Annotated in this window: 13 protein-coding genes; 8 read left to right on the forward strand and 5 right to left on the reverse strand. The window is 70.8% G+C overall.

The features are described 5' to 3' along the window. Positions 1–10 precede the first annotated feature (10 nt). The 3 genes from ACFYSH_RS25735 to ACFYSH_RS25745 all read left to right on the forward strand — a co-directional run bounded on the left by ACFYSH_RS25735 (position 11) and on the right by ACFYSH_RS25745 (position 4,671). On the forward strand, positions 11–331 hold the full coding sequence (locus tag ACFYSH_RS25735; RefSeq protein ID WP_388755606.1) for a hypothetical protein: 321 nt from the start codon (positions 11–13) through the stop codon (positions 329–331). A 567-nt stretch (positions 332–898) separates the two neighbouring features. Continuing rightward, positions 899–2,488 (forward strand): serine/threonine-protein kinase, encoded by a 1,590-nt coding sequence (locus tag ACFYSH_RS25740; RefSeq protein WP_388755608.1) that lies wholly within the window; start codon positions 899–901, stop codon positions 2,486–2,488. Between the two features lie 47 nt (positions 2,489–2,535). Continuing rightward, positions 2,536–4,671, forward strand: a complete 2,136-nt coding sequence (locus ACFYSH_RS25745; RefSeq protein WP_388755611.1) for a UvrD-helicase domain-containing protein — start codon at positions 2,536–2,538, stop codon at positions 4,669–4,671. Positions 4,672–4,837: 166 nt separating this feature from the next. Here the strand turns inward: ACFYSH_RS25745 and ACFYSH_RS25750 are convergent, their stop codons facing one another. Next, a complete protein-coding gene (locus ACFYSH_RS25750; RefSeq protein ID WP_359465746.1) occupies positions 4,838–5,734 on the reverse strand; it encodes an alpha/beta hydrolase in 897 nt (298 codons plus the stop codon). A gap of 108 nt (positions 5,735–5,842) precedes the next feature. Continuing rightward, positions 5,843–5,974, reverse strand: coding sequence for a hypothetical protein (locus tag ACFYSH_RS25755; protein ID WP_388755816.1), 132 nt, complete (start codon positions 5,972–5,974; stop codon positions 5,843–5,845). On the opposite strand from ACFYSH_RS25755, the gene ACFYSH_RS25760 reads away from it, so the two are divergent. Next, complete coding sequence (locus ACFYSH_RS25760) at positions 5,925–6,197, forward strand: IclR family transcriptional regulator C-terminal domain-containing protein (RefSeq protein ID WP_359465747.1); 273 nt, start codon at positions 5,925–5,927, stop codon at positions 6,195–6,197. The genes ACFYSH_RS25755 and ACFYSH_RS25760 overlap by 50 nt on opposite strands. Positions 6,198–6,272: 75 nt before the next feature. Beyond that, on the forward strand, positions 6,273–6,929 hold the full coding sequence (locus ACFYSH_RS25765) for a YceI family protein (RefSeq protein ID WP_359465748.1): 657 nt from the start codon (positions 6,273–6,275) through the stop codon (positions 6,927–6,929). Between the two features lie 40 nt (positions 6,930–6,969). Here the strand turns inward: ACFYSH_RS25765 and ACFYSH_RS25770 are convergent, their stop codons facing one another. After that, a complete protein-coding gene (locus tag ACFYSH_RS25770) occupies positions 6,970–7,833 on the reverse strand; it encodes an NAD(P)H-binding protein (RefSeq protein ID WP_388755616.1) in 864 nt (287 codons plus the stop codon). An 8-nt stretch (positions 7,834–7,841) separates the two neighbouring features. After that, positions 7,842–8,282 (reverse strand): nuclear transport factor 2 family protein, encoded by a 441-nt coding sequence (locus ACFYSH_RS25775; protein ID WP_359465750.1) that lies wholly within the window; start codon positions 8,280–8,282, stop codon positions 7,842–7,844. A gap of 96 nt (positions 8,283–8,378) precedes the next feature. Here ACFYSH_RS25775 and ACFYSH_RS25780 point away from each other — a divergent pair, with 96 nt between their 5' ends. From ACFYSH_RS25780 to ACFYSH_RS25790, 3 genes are all read left to right on the forward strand, one after another. Continuing rightward, positions 8,379–8,969, forward strand: coding sequence for a TetR/AcrR family transcriptional regulator (locus tag ACFYSH_RS25780; protein ID WP_388755619.1), 591 nt, complete (start codon positions 8,379–8,381; stop codon positions 8,967–8,969). A 143-nt stretch (positions 8,970–9,112) separates the two neighbouring features. After that, positions 9,113–9,925, forward strand: a complete 813-nt coding sequence (locus ACFYSH_RS25785; RefSeq protein WP_388755621.1) for an SAM-dependent methyltransferase — start codon at positions 9,113–9,115, stop codon at positions 9,923–9,925. Between the two features lie 160 nt (positions 9,926–10,085). Continuing rightward, positions 10,086–10,886, forward strand: a complete 801-nt coding sequence (locus ACFYSH_RS25790) for an SAM-dependent methyltransferase (RefSeq protein ID WP_388755624.1) — start codon at positions 10,086–10,088, stop codon at positions 10,884–10,886. A gap of 98 nt (positions 10,887–10,984) precedes the next feature. Here ACFYSH_RS25790 and ACFYSH_RS25795 read toward each other — a convergent pair whose 3' ends face one another. Then, positions 10,985–12,514, reverse strand: coding sequence for a hypothetical protein (locus ACFYSH_RS25795; RefSeq protein WP_359465757.1), 1,530 nt, complete (start codon positions 12,512–12,514; stop codon positions 10,985–10,987). Positions 12,515–12,572: the final 58 nt, after the last annotated feature.

Here is a 12,572-nt window from a genome sequence, read left to right on the forward strand (position 1 = left end):
GGCTGAGCACATGAAAATCCGTAATTTCATCGACATGGCGCGCAAAATCCTGGACAGGGAATCGGCGGTGCGTGAACGCGCGGCCGACGAAGTCACCGATCACTTGAGCACCTATTCGCCTGCTCAGGCGTCCTCGTTGGCTACTTTGCTGGCGGCGGCGGCGGTCTTGGAGAAGGAGAACTCAGCCTTGGAGGCCGAGCTCCACGCCATCCTCGAGTTGATGTCCACCGGTCATGTCGGTGTTAATCATGTAGCCGAGCTGCGAGAGATCCAACTCGAGGAGATCCCAGCTGACCTCCGCGAATACGTCAACGACTTGCTCGAAAACTGAGCAGGGTCCCGGAGCAGCCACCCAGCAGGGCTAAGCGGTGTGGTCAAGCTCCGGCTGTGTCGGAGGCGAGGGAATGTGGGATTATGACCCGGTGCCGAAGGGGCGCTTGAGTGCCTCCTGACGGACTGCCGAAAAAAGCGTAAAGGTGATTTTGCTCTAGCTTGCAAAGTAGCCACTGTTGTACCGCGAGGATCGGTTACAGGCCGAAATTTGGTATCTGGTTGATTTATCGACTTATCGTCGACGCATGAAAGCAGGGCCCCTGTACAGCTCGTGGGTGTTGAAGTCCATTCGAGCGTCAGGAGGCCCTGTGTCTCAGCCGTCCGTGACGATTGTTTTCGTTTCCGCACATGAGACCGAACACAGCCCCGGTTCCACTGCCGAGCACAAGGCCCAAGCTGCACACGCCCCCGTACACCGAGCCGATGACCGGGAAGTGACGCTTCTTCACTCACTCTCCCAGCTCCGCTGGACTGGAGATCGCCGCCCGGCGAGACTTGGCCCCACCACGTCGGGTCCGCGCGCCAGCACGCGTCGGCCCTCAGCGCACGCACACACGGGGGCAAGGTGCCACAGCAGCCGATCGCCGGGCGGTACGAGCTGGTCGAGGAGCTCAACAGCGGTGGCATGGGCGACGTCTGGCGTGGTTACGACGCCGTGCTGGACCGGCCCGTCGCCGTGAAGGTGGTCCGGCGGCAGGCCGTCGCCGGCTCGCCGCAGCTGGCGGAGGAGTTCGCCAAGCGCTTCAAGCGCGAGGCCCGCATCACCGCGCGCATCCAGCACCCTGGCGTGCCGCAGGTGTTCGACGCGGTGCTGGACGAGGCCTTTGAGCGGTTGTTCCTCGTCATGGAGCTGGTCGACGGCGTCCCGCTCTCCGCGTACATCCACCCCGATCGCCCGCTGCCCGTCAGCTGGGCCGTGGCCGTCGCGGCGCAGGTCGCCACCGTCCTGTCGTACGCCCACGACGTGCCCGTGATCCACCGCGACCTCAAGCCGGGGAACATCCTGGTGGCGCGGGACGGGACGGTGAAGGTCCTCGACTTCGGGATCGCGGCGATCCTGCGCACGGACGTCACCAAGCTCACCGCGACCGGCAGCCCCATCGGCACCTACCAGTACATGGCACCGGAGCAGGTGCGCGGCGGGCGGACCAGCCCGCAGACCGATCTGTACGCGCTCGGCTGCGTGGTGCACGAACTGCTCAGCGGGCGGAGCCTGTTCACCGCCGACAGCGAGTACCTGGTGATGTACCAGCACGTGAACGCCGCGCCGACCCCGCTGCGCCTGCTGCGCCCGGACGTGCCGGCGGCCCTGGAGGAGCTCGTCCTGCACCTGCTGCTCAAGTCGCCCGAGGCGCGGCCCGTCGACGTACAGGAGGTGTACGAGCGGCTGCGGCCCTTCCTGCCGTCACCCGGCGAGGGGCCCGTACCCGGTGAGGCGGGGCCGCGGGGAGCGCCGGATCCGACCGGGATCTTCCGTCAACCGTACGCACCGCGCGCCCGCGCCGGTGCGGGACGGCCCGTGGCCACGGCGGTGGACACGGACGCCGCGCCTCCGGCTCCCGTGGCCGTACCGGAACAGCTGCGGGAGGAGATCGCGGAGGCGTACGCCCACTCCGACGCGCTGCTCGACGAGGAGCGGTTCGCCCAGGCCGCCGAGGTGCTGAGCGAGATCATCGAGCCGGCCGCGCGTGCCCTCGGCGCCGAGAACAGGAAGGTCCTGGAGCTCCGGACGCAGCGCGCCGCGATCCGGCTGCTCGGCGGGGACTACCGGGCGGCGCTGCCGGAGTTCGACGCCCTGGCCGACGCGTACGCGCGCACCGGCGGTCCGAGCAGTACGCAGGCCCGTGCATGCCGCGCCCAGGCCGCCCGCTGCCGAGGCGAGCTCGGCCAGGTCACCGATGCGCTGGCCGCGCTGCGGGACGTGCTGGACGTCGTCCGGGCGGTGGACGGCGACGTGAGCGACGAGGCGGTCGAGCTGCGCCGGGACATCGGCATGCTGCTGCTGGCCCAGGGACACGCGCCGGAGGCGCAGCTGGTCCTCGCGCCGCTGCACGAGGATCTGTGCCTGGTCTACGGACCCACGGACGACCTGTCCGAAGAGGTCGCCGAGGCACTCGGTCTGATCGAGCTCGATCTCGACGGCCCGGCCGCCTGACCCGTCACCACCCCCTTCGCCCCGCCGCTCCCCCGGAGAGTCCGCCCATGCCCCACCTCGCGTTCGACATCGATTTCTGCGCACAGCTCAGCAAGCTCCAGGGGAGCGTCAAGCAGGGGGTGTTCGACGCCTGGGAGAAGTTCGAACGTCTCACCCTGGACCAGCTGTTCAAGGACCAGGGGCTGAAGCTGGAGACCCTCAAGCGGGCCCGTGATCCGCACATCAGGACCATCCGCATCGACCAGGGAACGCGGGGTGTGGTCCTCGCACCGGACAGCGGTGACACGTACGTGCTGTTGCGCGTCATGCCGCACGACAAGGCGATCGCGTGGGCCGTCAAGCAGAAGGCGAGCATCAACACGGTCACCCGGGCCGTCGAGATCCGGGACATCGCCATGCTCGACGAGCTCACCCCGGCGTACGAGCGGATCGCCCCGGCGCCTGATCAGCGGCTGTTCGCGAAGGTGTCCGACGGTGACATGGCCGCGCTCGGCATCGACGAGACCACGCTCCGGCAGGCTCGCGCGCTCACCGATGCCGAACAGCTGGAGGTGTTCGCTCCGTACTTCCCCCAGGACCAGCGTGAGGTCCTGGAGTACCTGGCAGCCGGTTTCAGCGTCGAGGACGTGTGGCGGGACGTGGTGTCCGTGGCCATGTCCACCGTGTCCGCCGGTGACCCCCCTGTGGACACGCAGGACTTCGCGACCGCGATCCAGCGCACCCGGGCTCGTATCGCGCTCGTCACCGCGTCGGAGGAGCTGCGCGACATCCTCGACAAGCCGTTCGCCGCCTGGCGGGTCTTCCTCCACCCTTCGCAGCACAAGGTCGCCTACCGGCCCTCGTACTCCGGCCCCGCCCAGGTCACCGGCGGCCCCGGGACGGGGAAGACCGTCGTCGCCCTGCACCGCGTACGCCATCTCCTGGGGCACCTGCGCGACGGTGACCGCGTGTTGCTGACGACGTACACCAACGCACTCGTCGCGGCACTGCGCGCGGGCCTCGCGGCCCTGGTCGAGGACGAGGTGCTGCGCGACCGGGTGGACATCATGACCGTCGATGCGTTCGCCGGCCGTGTCGTGTCGACGTCGCGACGGCCGCTGCGGGGCGGTGAGGAGGAGACCCGGTGGGAACAGGCGGCCCGCGCGACCGGCTTCACCGGCACCGCGCGGTTCCTCGCCCAGGAGTACAAGCACGTGATCCTCGCCCAGGACCTACGGTCCCTGGAGCAGTACGAGGCCTGCGAGCGCCGGGGACGCGGCAGCGCTCTGCCCACGTCCGCACGCGGTCCCGTGTGGCGCACGGTCGAGGAGTTCACCGACCGCCTCACCGCCGACGGGCTGCGCACCTACCTCGGCACCTGTTCGGAGGCCGCCGACCTGCTCTCGGCCTCCGGACCGCGCTACCGGCACGTGGTCGTCGACGAGGCCCAGGACCTGCACCCGGCCCAGTGGCGGCTGCTGCGGGCCGCGGCCCCGGCACGGCCGGACGACCTGTTCATCGCCGGCGACCCTCACCAGCGCATCTACGACACGAAGGTCTCCCTGAAGGCGGTCGGCGTCAGGGTCACCGGCCGGTCGACGAAGATGCGTAAGAACTACCGCTCCACCCACGAGATCCTCAGCTGGTCCACCGCGCTGCTCGTCGGCCGGCCCTTCGAGCAGCTGGCGGACGACGCCCGCAACGAGACCCTGCTCGGTTATCGTTCGGCCCTGCACGGCGACGGGCCCGAGACGTTCAGCGGGGACTCGGAGGACGCCGAACTCGACGCGCTGGTCGAGCGGGTGCGCGGGTGGGTGGACAGCGGCATCGCGCCGGGCGAGATCGGGGTCAGCGCCCGGTTCAACAAGGTCTGCGACAAGGCCGTGGAGCGGCTCAGGGCGGCGGGCATCCCTGCGGCGCGGCTCAAGGGCGACGCTCCGGCCGACCCGGACCGTGTGCAGATCGGCACCATGCACGCGTTCAAGGGCCTGGAGTTCCGGTGCGTCGCGGTCATCGGCGTGAGCGACGGGACGCTCCCGTTTCCGAGGGCGGTCACCGCGGCCGAGGTCGACCGGCTCCAGCACGACGCGGACCTCCTGGCGGAACGCTGCCTGCTGTTCGTCGCGTGCACCCGCGCCCGGGACGGGCTGTACGTGTCCTGGTGGGGCGCTCCGAGCGAGTTCCTGGTCGAGGCCGGGGTGTGAGACGCACGGTCCCCAGCCGTTCCCCCTCTCCCCGCCAGGAATGCCCCCAGCATGACGGCAACTGGCGTGTCGGCCGATCCACTGCACCGTTGTCTTCCGTGGATACGTGATCCCGCGCTGCTCACACGGAAGTCAGCGGCGTCCGACTCGGCCCACGGCAGCAGTGTCAACCGCCGGCGTTCTGCTGAGCGTCGGCGACCCACTGGGCGATGCGTTCCAGCAGCCGCCTGCCGGTCGGGCTCTGCTCGGACAGGATCGTGATCTGGAAGACGTGCGGCATCGCCTCGTACACCTCGACGGACACCTGGGTTCCGGCATCGGAGGCTGCCCGCGCGAAACGCAGCGTGTCATCCAGGAGCGCCTCCGCGGCGCCGACCGTGAACAGCAGCGGCGGGAGGCCGTCGAGGTTGCCGTGGATCGGTGACTGCGGGGCCTGGTCGGGCTGGGCGCCGCCCAGGTACTGGCCGATGAGGCGGGTGAGCATCGTGCGGTCGACGCCCGAGTCGTGGGCCGTGTTGGTGTCGATGGACGGGCTGGACAGAGTGAGGTCGGTGATCGCGGAGTTGGCGATGACGGCTGCCGGGAGTGCGGTGCCGGACTCCTTGAGGGCGAGCAGGGCGGACAACGCCAGCGTGGCACCGGAGGACTCGGAGAAGACGACGATCTTCGCAGCGGGCACCCCCTGGTCGAGCAGGCTCCGGTAGACGGCGACGACGTCGTCCAGCGGAGCCGGGTAGGGGTGGGCCGGGGACAGGCGGTAGTGCACGACGAGCACAGGGCGGGCGGTCGCCCGGGAGATCCGGTGGGCTGTCAGGTTCATCAGCTCCGGCATGCGGTGCTCGAACCCGCCCCCATGGACGTAGAGCACCACGCCTTCCTCGACGGACGCCCCGCCCGCCGTCACCCAGACCGCGTCCACACCCCCGCTCTCGGGCAGCACCGGGCTCAGTGCGGCGTCGGCCGGCAGCGCGAAGGACCGGCTCCCGAGGCCGGCCAGCTCCGCCATGACCGCGGCGGCGGCTGTGGTGGCGTCCGGCTCGGCGGGGATGCGTGTGATGTCCATGATCAGAGAGCTATCAGGTGTCCACGGGGCCCGGCAACACGTTTTGGTGTCACCTCGATCCGGTGCGGCGGTGCGGGGCCCCCGGCCGCGGAGGCCCGTCCGCGGATGTCACGTGTCGAGCGACGCGCGCAGCCAGGCGACGTTGGCCTGCACGTCCCCGCCCCGGTAGAGGTCGCTGCCGACACTGGCCGTGAAGGCGCCGGCTGCCGCGCTGACCGCCCTGACGGCGAAGACGGTCACGAGCCGGCGGGCACTGGAGAAGAAACTGGCGGTGGCACGCGCCGACGGTTACGCGACCGACTACGAGGAGCACGAGCAGGCGATCTGCTCACTGGCCGTGCCGGTACTCGACAGCGACGGATACCCCGTGGGCGCCGTCTCGGTCTCCGCGCTCACGTTCCTCGTCTCTCCCGAGGAACTGCGGACCTTCGCGGCCGACGTACGTCGGGCGTTCACCGTGTGAAGGTTCACTCCGGGATGGTCGGGTTTGTTGATCAAGGCTTGCGAGCCCGCCGTACGCGCGGATAACAACATGCTCATGAACCTCTTCAGCCGCAGCTCCCTGCTCCGCCGTCCGGAGCCCCGTACGGAGGAGCCGACTGCCGACCCGGCGGCCACGGGTGCGGCAGGGCAGCTCGATCCCCGTCTGGCGGCTCTCACCGGAGAGTGGATGATCGACCCCGCGCACAGCAGGATCGGCTTCTCCGTCCGCCACGCCATGGTGACGACGGTGCGCGGCGCTTTCCTGGAGTACGAGAGCCGCCTCTACTTCGACGGGCGTGACCCGTCCCGCTCCCGGGCCGAGATCTCGCTGGTCACCGCGAGTGTCGACACGGGTGTGGAGCAGCGCGACGCGCACCTGATCGGCCGTGACTTCCTGGACGCCAGGTCGCACCCTCGCCTGAGTTTCACCAGCACCGCCGTGCAGCTCGTCGGCAAGGACGTCTACCGCATGACCGGCGACCTCACCATCCGGGGCGTCACCGGGCCCGTGGTCCTGGACCTCACGTACATCGGGTACGTCACCGACCCGTTCGGTTACGAGCGCGTCGGGTTCGACGGGACGACGACCATCAACCGTTCCGACTGGGGCCTGACCTACAACGCCCGGCTGGCCGAGGGCGGCGCCATGGTCAGCGAGAGGCTCCGCCTGCAGTTCGACATCGCCGCCATCCGTACGCCCACCGCCGGCTGATCGCACCTTCAGCCCGGCTCCGGCGCACCGGAGTGCTGCCCTACCGGGGACTCAGCCCGTCCTTCTGCCTCATCGCCGCTTCCACATGCGCACGGAAGCTGAGGGCCGGCCGGCCCGTCACGCGCTCGACGGTGTCGGTGACGCGGTCCTCCGCCCCCTTCGCGATGGCGACGTCCATACCGGCGAGCACGGCCGCGAATTCGGCGGGTACGCCGTCGGCGGCCAGCCGGTCACGCATCTGCTCGTACGTGAGTTTCCGGTGGGAGGCGGGCCGGCCCGTGGCCTCGGCCACGAGGGCTGCGACCTCGGCGTAACTCAGCGCCTCGGGGCCGGTGAGCACCAGGTCCGTGCCGGGTGCCACCGCGTCGGTCAGCGCCCGCACGGCGACGGCCGCGATGTCCTCGGCGTCGACGAAGGCGACGCGCCCGTCACCCGTCGCGCTGGCCACCACGCCGTCCACCCGCAGGCTCTCGGCGTGCAGGTGCCGGCCGGTGAAGTTCTGCATGAACCAGGAAGGACGCAGGACGGCCCACTCCTCGAACAGCCCTTCGGCCAGCAGCGCGTGGACCCGCCCCACTCCCGGCCCTCCGGCCGGAACGGCCGACGAGCTGAGCAGTACCGCGCGCCGCACCCCGGCTGCGCGCGCCCGCTCGAGGAAGGGCCGCATGACGGCCTCCGGCTCGGCATCGCCGACGGGCGGTACGAGGGAGACACGGTCGACGCCGCGCAGCGCGGGGGCGTGGGTGCCGGGGTCGTACCAGTCGAAGCGCACGGCCCGCGCACCGGCCGGAGGACCGGGCGTGCGCGAGGCCAGTACAACGGGGTGGCCCTGCTCGGCAAGCTGCCGGGCAACTCGGCTTCCTGTGGTGCCGGTTGCTCCGATGACCAGTGTGCGGTCGGACATGTCGCTCCTCATGCGTTTTCTGGAACCGCGTCGAAGAACGCGGCGTCGGCGGGGGATCCGGGGATCGCGAGAGGGTTCCAGTAGTCGCGGTACGCGGTGATCTGTCCGTCCTCGACGGTGACCACGGCGACATAGGGCATCTCGTACGCAGCGCCGGTGGCGACGATGCGGCCCGTTCCGCGCCATTCGGCGACGACGGTGTCCCCGTCCCGCAGTTCGTGGATCTCCAGGCCCACGACCTCACGCAGGTCGATGGAGCCGGGGTAACCCCGCATGTACGCGGCGACGGCCTCCTTGCCCTCCAGCTTCGAGGGGAAGCCGTCCGGCGCGTAGGGGAACTCGAACAGCGCGTCGTCGGCGACCAGGGCGACCCAGCCGTCGATGTCCTTGTCCAGCAGTAGCCGCAGACTGCGGCGGTACAGGTCCGCCGGGCTCATGGAGTCGCTCACCGGATCATCACCCCTAGAATGTGAGATGTGGACTGCAAGTCCGCTTACCCGCAGAACGATACGGACCGTCAGTCCGTTTAGCAAACCGGAGGGGCCATGTCCGACCGCAAGGAGCGTGCCGACGCCGCCCGCAACCGCGAGGCCGTACTGGTCGCGGCTGACGCGCTCTTCGCTCGCAGCCACAGCCCGCGCAGCGTGTCCATGGACGACGTCGCGGCAGCGGCCGGAGTAGGCAAGGGCACCCTCTTCCGCCGCTTCGGCGACCGGAACGGCCTGATCCAGGCCCTGTACGAGTCCCGCATCCAGCCGGTGCGCGAGGCGGTGGAGTCGGGCCCTGCCCCGCTCGGCCCCTCGACCCCGCCCCACGAACGCGTACCAGCCCTGCTGGACGCGGTGCTCGGCTTCAAACTGGAGAACCGGCACCTCGCCCTGGCCCTGGAGGAAGGGGGGAGCGGCAGCCCTTACGGGGCGGGGCACTACGCGTGGTGGCACGGCCGACTCAAGGAGACCCTGGAACGGATTCCGTCCGGTCCCGCCCCCGACTTCACGGCACACGCCCTCCTGGCCGCGACGCGTGCCGACCTGATCGAGCACCTGGCGGGCGAGCTGCACACGGCACCGGACCGGATGCGGCAGGACCTGACCGACTACGCCACGAGGGTCCTGGGCGGCCACGAGAAGGGCTGATCCCCGGAGGACCTTGGACGCGGGACGAGGGGACCCCGCGCCGGTCGCCGCACAGGGGGGAACTGGTGTGCTCCTCAGGTCTGTTGGGGCGTAGGTTGTCCGACAGACCATGCACGCCTCGGTGGAAAGACGGAACGGTACCCATGAGCGACCACGCGACAGTGCCCGCCTCCGCACAGCAGCAGATCGACACATCGGTGCCGCACTCGGCCCGCATCTGGAACTACTGGCTGGGCGGCAAGGACCACTACCCCGTCGACGAACAGGCCGGGGACGCCTACAGCGCCGTGTTCCCGGGCATCGTCACCGTGGCCCGCAGCAGCCGCGCCTTCCTGGGCCGCACGATCTCCTACCTGGTCGGCGAGGCCGGCATCCGCCAGTTCCTCGACGTCGGAACCGGCCTGCCGACCGAGGACAACACCCACGAGGTCGCCCAACGGCTCGCCCCGGAGGCGAGGATCGTCTACGTCGACCACGATCCCCTGGTCCTCGCACACGCTCGCGCCCTGCTCACCTCGACCCCTGAGGGCGCGACCGCCTACATCGACGCCGACCTGGCCGACCCCGACCGCATCCTGTCGACCGCCGCGCAGACGCTGGACCTCAGTCGCCCCACCGCTCTCATCCTGAGCAACATCCTGGGACACATCACCGACCACGACCAGGCGCGCACGGTCGTCACCCGTCTCATGGACGGTCTGCCGTCCGGCAGTCACCTCGTGGTCAACGACGGCTCACGGGGTGTCGACGCCGACTACGAACAGGCCCAGGACAGCTACAACGACAGCGGGGCCATCCCGTACCTCCTGCGCACCGTCGACCAGATCACGGCGTTCTTCGACGGCCTCGAACTCCTGGATCCCGGCGTCGTGTCGGTACCCCTCTGGCGCCCGGACACCACCGCGCCCACCCCTCGGCCCATCGGTGAGCACGGCGGTCTCGCGCGTAAGCCGTGACGGCGACCAGGCGTCGACACCCTTCTGACCGCCCGTCAGCAAAGCGCTGCCCAGCAGGTTTTGCGGCACGGCACCTCGGGAGCGAGCGGTGGATCAAGGAGTAGTACCGTGACCGGACACGAGTCCGGCCCGGCCTCTCGCCCGCACGAGGTGACGAACGTTGAACGAGTACCCGCTGCCCACGCCGCACCCCAGTAGCGCGCATCCCGCCCGTGTCTACAACGTCTGGCTGGGCGGCAAGGACCACTATCCGGTGGACCAGGAGGCAGCCGAGCTCGCCGCGGGCGCCAACCCGACGATCGTGCCGTCGGTCCGGGCCAACCGGGCCTTCCTCGGCCGCGCCGTGCGGCACCTCGCGGCGGCCGGGATCCGCCAGTTCCTGGACATCGGCACGGGCATTCCCGCCGCGGAGAACACCCACGAAGTGGCGCAACGGGTCGCGCCCGAATCCCGGGTCGTGTACGTCGACAACGACCCGATCGTCCTCACTCACGCCCGGGCGCTGCTGGTCAGCGGCCCAGAGGGGCAGACCGACTACGTACAGGCCGATGCGCGGGACGTGGACACGATCCTCGATGCGGCTTCCCGCACCCTGGATCTGAGCCGGCCGGTCGGCCTGATGCTGGTGGCGATCCTGCAGTACATCAAGGACGCCGAGGACCCGTGGGACATCACCCGCCGCCTCCTGGCCCGCCTCGCCCCGGGCAGCCACCTCGTCCTGTCCCACCCGGCCGCCGACGTCACCGCCACCGAGGTCGCCGAGTCCATGCGGATATACAACGAGCGCGCCGCCGGCAACGCCTCCGCCACCCCGCGCACCCAGAAGGAGGTGGAGCGCTTCTTCGAGGGCCTGGAGATCCTGGAACCCGGCGTGGTCACCCTGACCCGCTGGCGCCCCGGGCCCTCGGACACCCCCGACGACACCCTGCCCATGTGGTGCGGCGTCGCCCGCACGGTGTGACGGCGGCCTTCGAGACTTCGGGACGGGATTCCTGCCCGGCCGCGCCGCTGTCGGAAGCGGAGGTCCGCGAGGCGGAGACGGAGCGCCCTCGGTCCCGGTCAGCCGGACTGCCCGGCGTCCGCCGCTCGAGCCGTGGCGGGGCCCGGCAGCAGGTACGTCCGGTAGGGCGCGGGCCCACGGCCGGGTGGTGGGGGAACCTTTCGCGCGCCGACGGCGGCCGGTGGCCTTTCGTCGTCCTCTGCCGTCAGGACGGCTGTCGGTGTGCGGCGCGCCAGGGCGCGGAGGGCTTCGGGAGTGATGCCGGCGTCGTGCCCTGCGGTCTGGCGTGAGGCGCAGCCGGCGTAGTAGGCGATCGGTACGGCGTCCTCCCCGCTGACCACACAGGGCGGACGCACTCCGAGCCGGTTCAGCTCGCCTGCGGCCGCGGCGAAGCGCGCACTCGTGGCGTGACTGGTGCGCACCACATGACTGACCACGGAGAGCTGCACGGTGAGATGGGTCGCCAGGGCCAGGGACAGTGCGGCAACACCGGCCGGACGGCGGGCACGTCGTGCGCGGGCGAAGAGATACGCCATGCATTCGGCGACGGGCACGGCCAGCAACGCGTAGGCGGGGAGCAGGAAGCGGGGCGCGGCGTATTCGACGAGGAACAGGTACGGAACCGCCGTCGAAACCCCGGTCGTCGTCACCAGCAGTGCCGTGGCGAACCGGCCCGCACGCCGGGCCGCCACGACCCCGCCGGCCGTGAGGAGGGGCAGTGCCGCCCACCACACCGCCGTGCCCGGGTTCTCCCAGCCGATGTCGCAGGGGCGGCACAGGGTCCGGCCGGCGAGCGCGCGCAGGTGGTCGTCGACGGCGACGTTCCATCCGAGCCCGCCCTGGATCTCACCGGCCCGATGCAGCCGGGCGCCGAGGCCCCCGTGGTGCGCGTACGCCTCGGCGATCCAGGGCGCGCAGCCCACCACGAGTCCGCCGACGAGCGCGGCGCACAGGCGCGGCAGGCGTCGGCCGGGTGCCAGGACGACGGCGACGGTCAGGGGCAGCGCGAGCCAGAATCCATCGGCGGGCCGCATCAGCGCGACCAGTGCCACGGCGGCCCCCGCGCCGGCCGTCTCCGCACGGCCGGGGGCGCCGTGCACGGCCCGCACGACCCAGCCGGTCGCGGCCAGGGCGCCGAGGGCGCACCACAGGTTGGGCATCGCCGTGGGCCCGTAGAACAGCGTCGGCCACAGGCCGGCGAACAGTGCGCCCGCGCCTACGACGACGGGCGTGGGCAGCACCTTCCGCCAGATCCACAGGACGGCGAACAGGCCGGTGGCGGACAGCACGGCGAGGTAGATCCGCAGCGCGGTGGTGGATGCGGTGAGGGCTGCGGCGGGAGCGACCAGGTAGGAGATCCCGCGGGCACGGGGGGCACTGAAGAAGGCGGGAGGGGCGTGGCCGCCGACCTGGCTGACGTAGACCGTCTCGTCCCATCCCAGCCCTGAGCCCGGTACGACGAACGCCAGTTGGACGGTGGCGAAGGCCACGGCGACCGCCGCCAGCCACGATGCCGGGCCGGAGGCCCGGCGGCCCGGCAGGGCGATCGGGAGCTCGGGCGCCGGACGCAGTGGCGGGCACTCGTACATGACCGCTCCTCTCCTCGCGGGGCCGCGGGGGGCACGGCCTTGGTCAACGAGAGGAAGG

The sequence above is a fragment of the Streptomyces sp. NPDC005791 genome (genome assembly GCF_042871485.1).
Classification (GTDB): domain Bacteria; phylum Actinomycetota; class Actinomycetes; order Streptomycetales; family Streptomycetaceae; genus Streptomyces.

Bases quoted from the DNA above. Each gene is read 5' to 3' on its own strand.
- ACFYSH_RS25750 (WP_359465746.1), bottom strand. From the start codon at position 5,734: ATGGACATCACACGCATCCCCGCCGAGCCGGACGCCACCACAGCCGCC.
- ACFYSH_RS25780 (WP_388755619.1), top strand. From the start codon at position 8,379: ATGTCCGACCGCAAGGAGCGTGCCGACGCCGCCCGCAACCGCGAGGCC.
- ACFYSH_RS25795 (WP_359465757.1), bottom strand. From the start codon at position 12,514: ATGTACGAGTGCCCGCCACTGCGTCCGGCGCCCGAGCTCCCGATCGCC.
- ACFYSH_RS25735 (WP_388755606.1), top strand. From the start codon at position 11: ATGAAAATCCGTAATTTCATCGACATGGCGCGCAAAATCCTGGACAGG.
- ACFYSH_RS25745 (WP_388755611.1), top strand. From the start codon at position 2,536: ATGCCCCACCTCGCGTTCGACATCGATTTCTGCGCACAGCTCAGCAAG.
- ACFYSH_RS25785 (WP_388755621.1), top strand. From the start codon at position 9,113: ATGAGCGACCACGCGACAGTGCCCGCCTCCGCACAGCAGCAGATCGAC.
- ACFYSH_RS25765 (WP_359465748.1), top strand. From the start codon at position 6,273: ATGAACCTCTTCAGCCGCAGCTCCCTGCTCCGCCGTCCGGAGCCCCGT.
- ACFYSH_RS25770 (WP_388755616.1), bottom strand. From the start codon at position 7,833: ATGTCCGACCGCACACTGGTCATCGGAGCAACCGGCACCACAGGAAGC.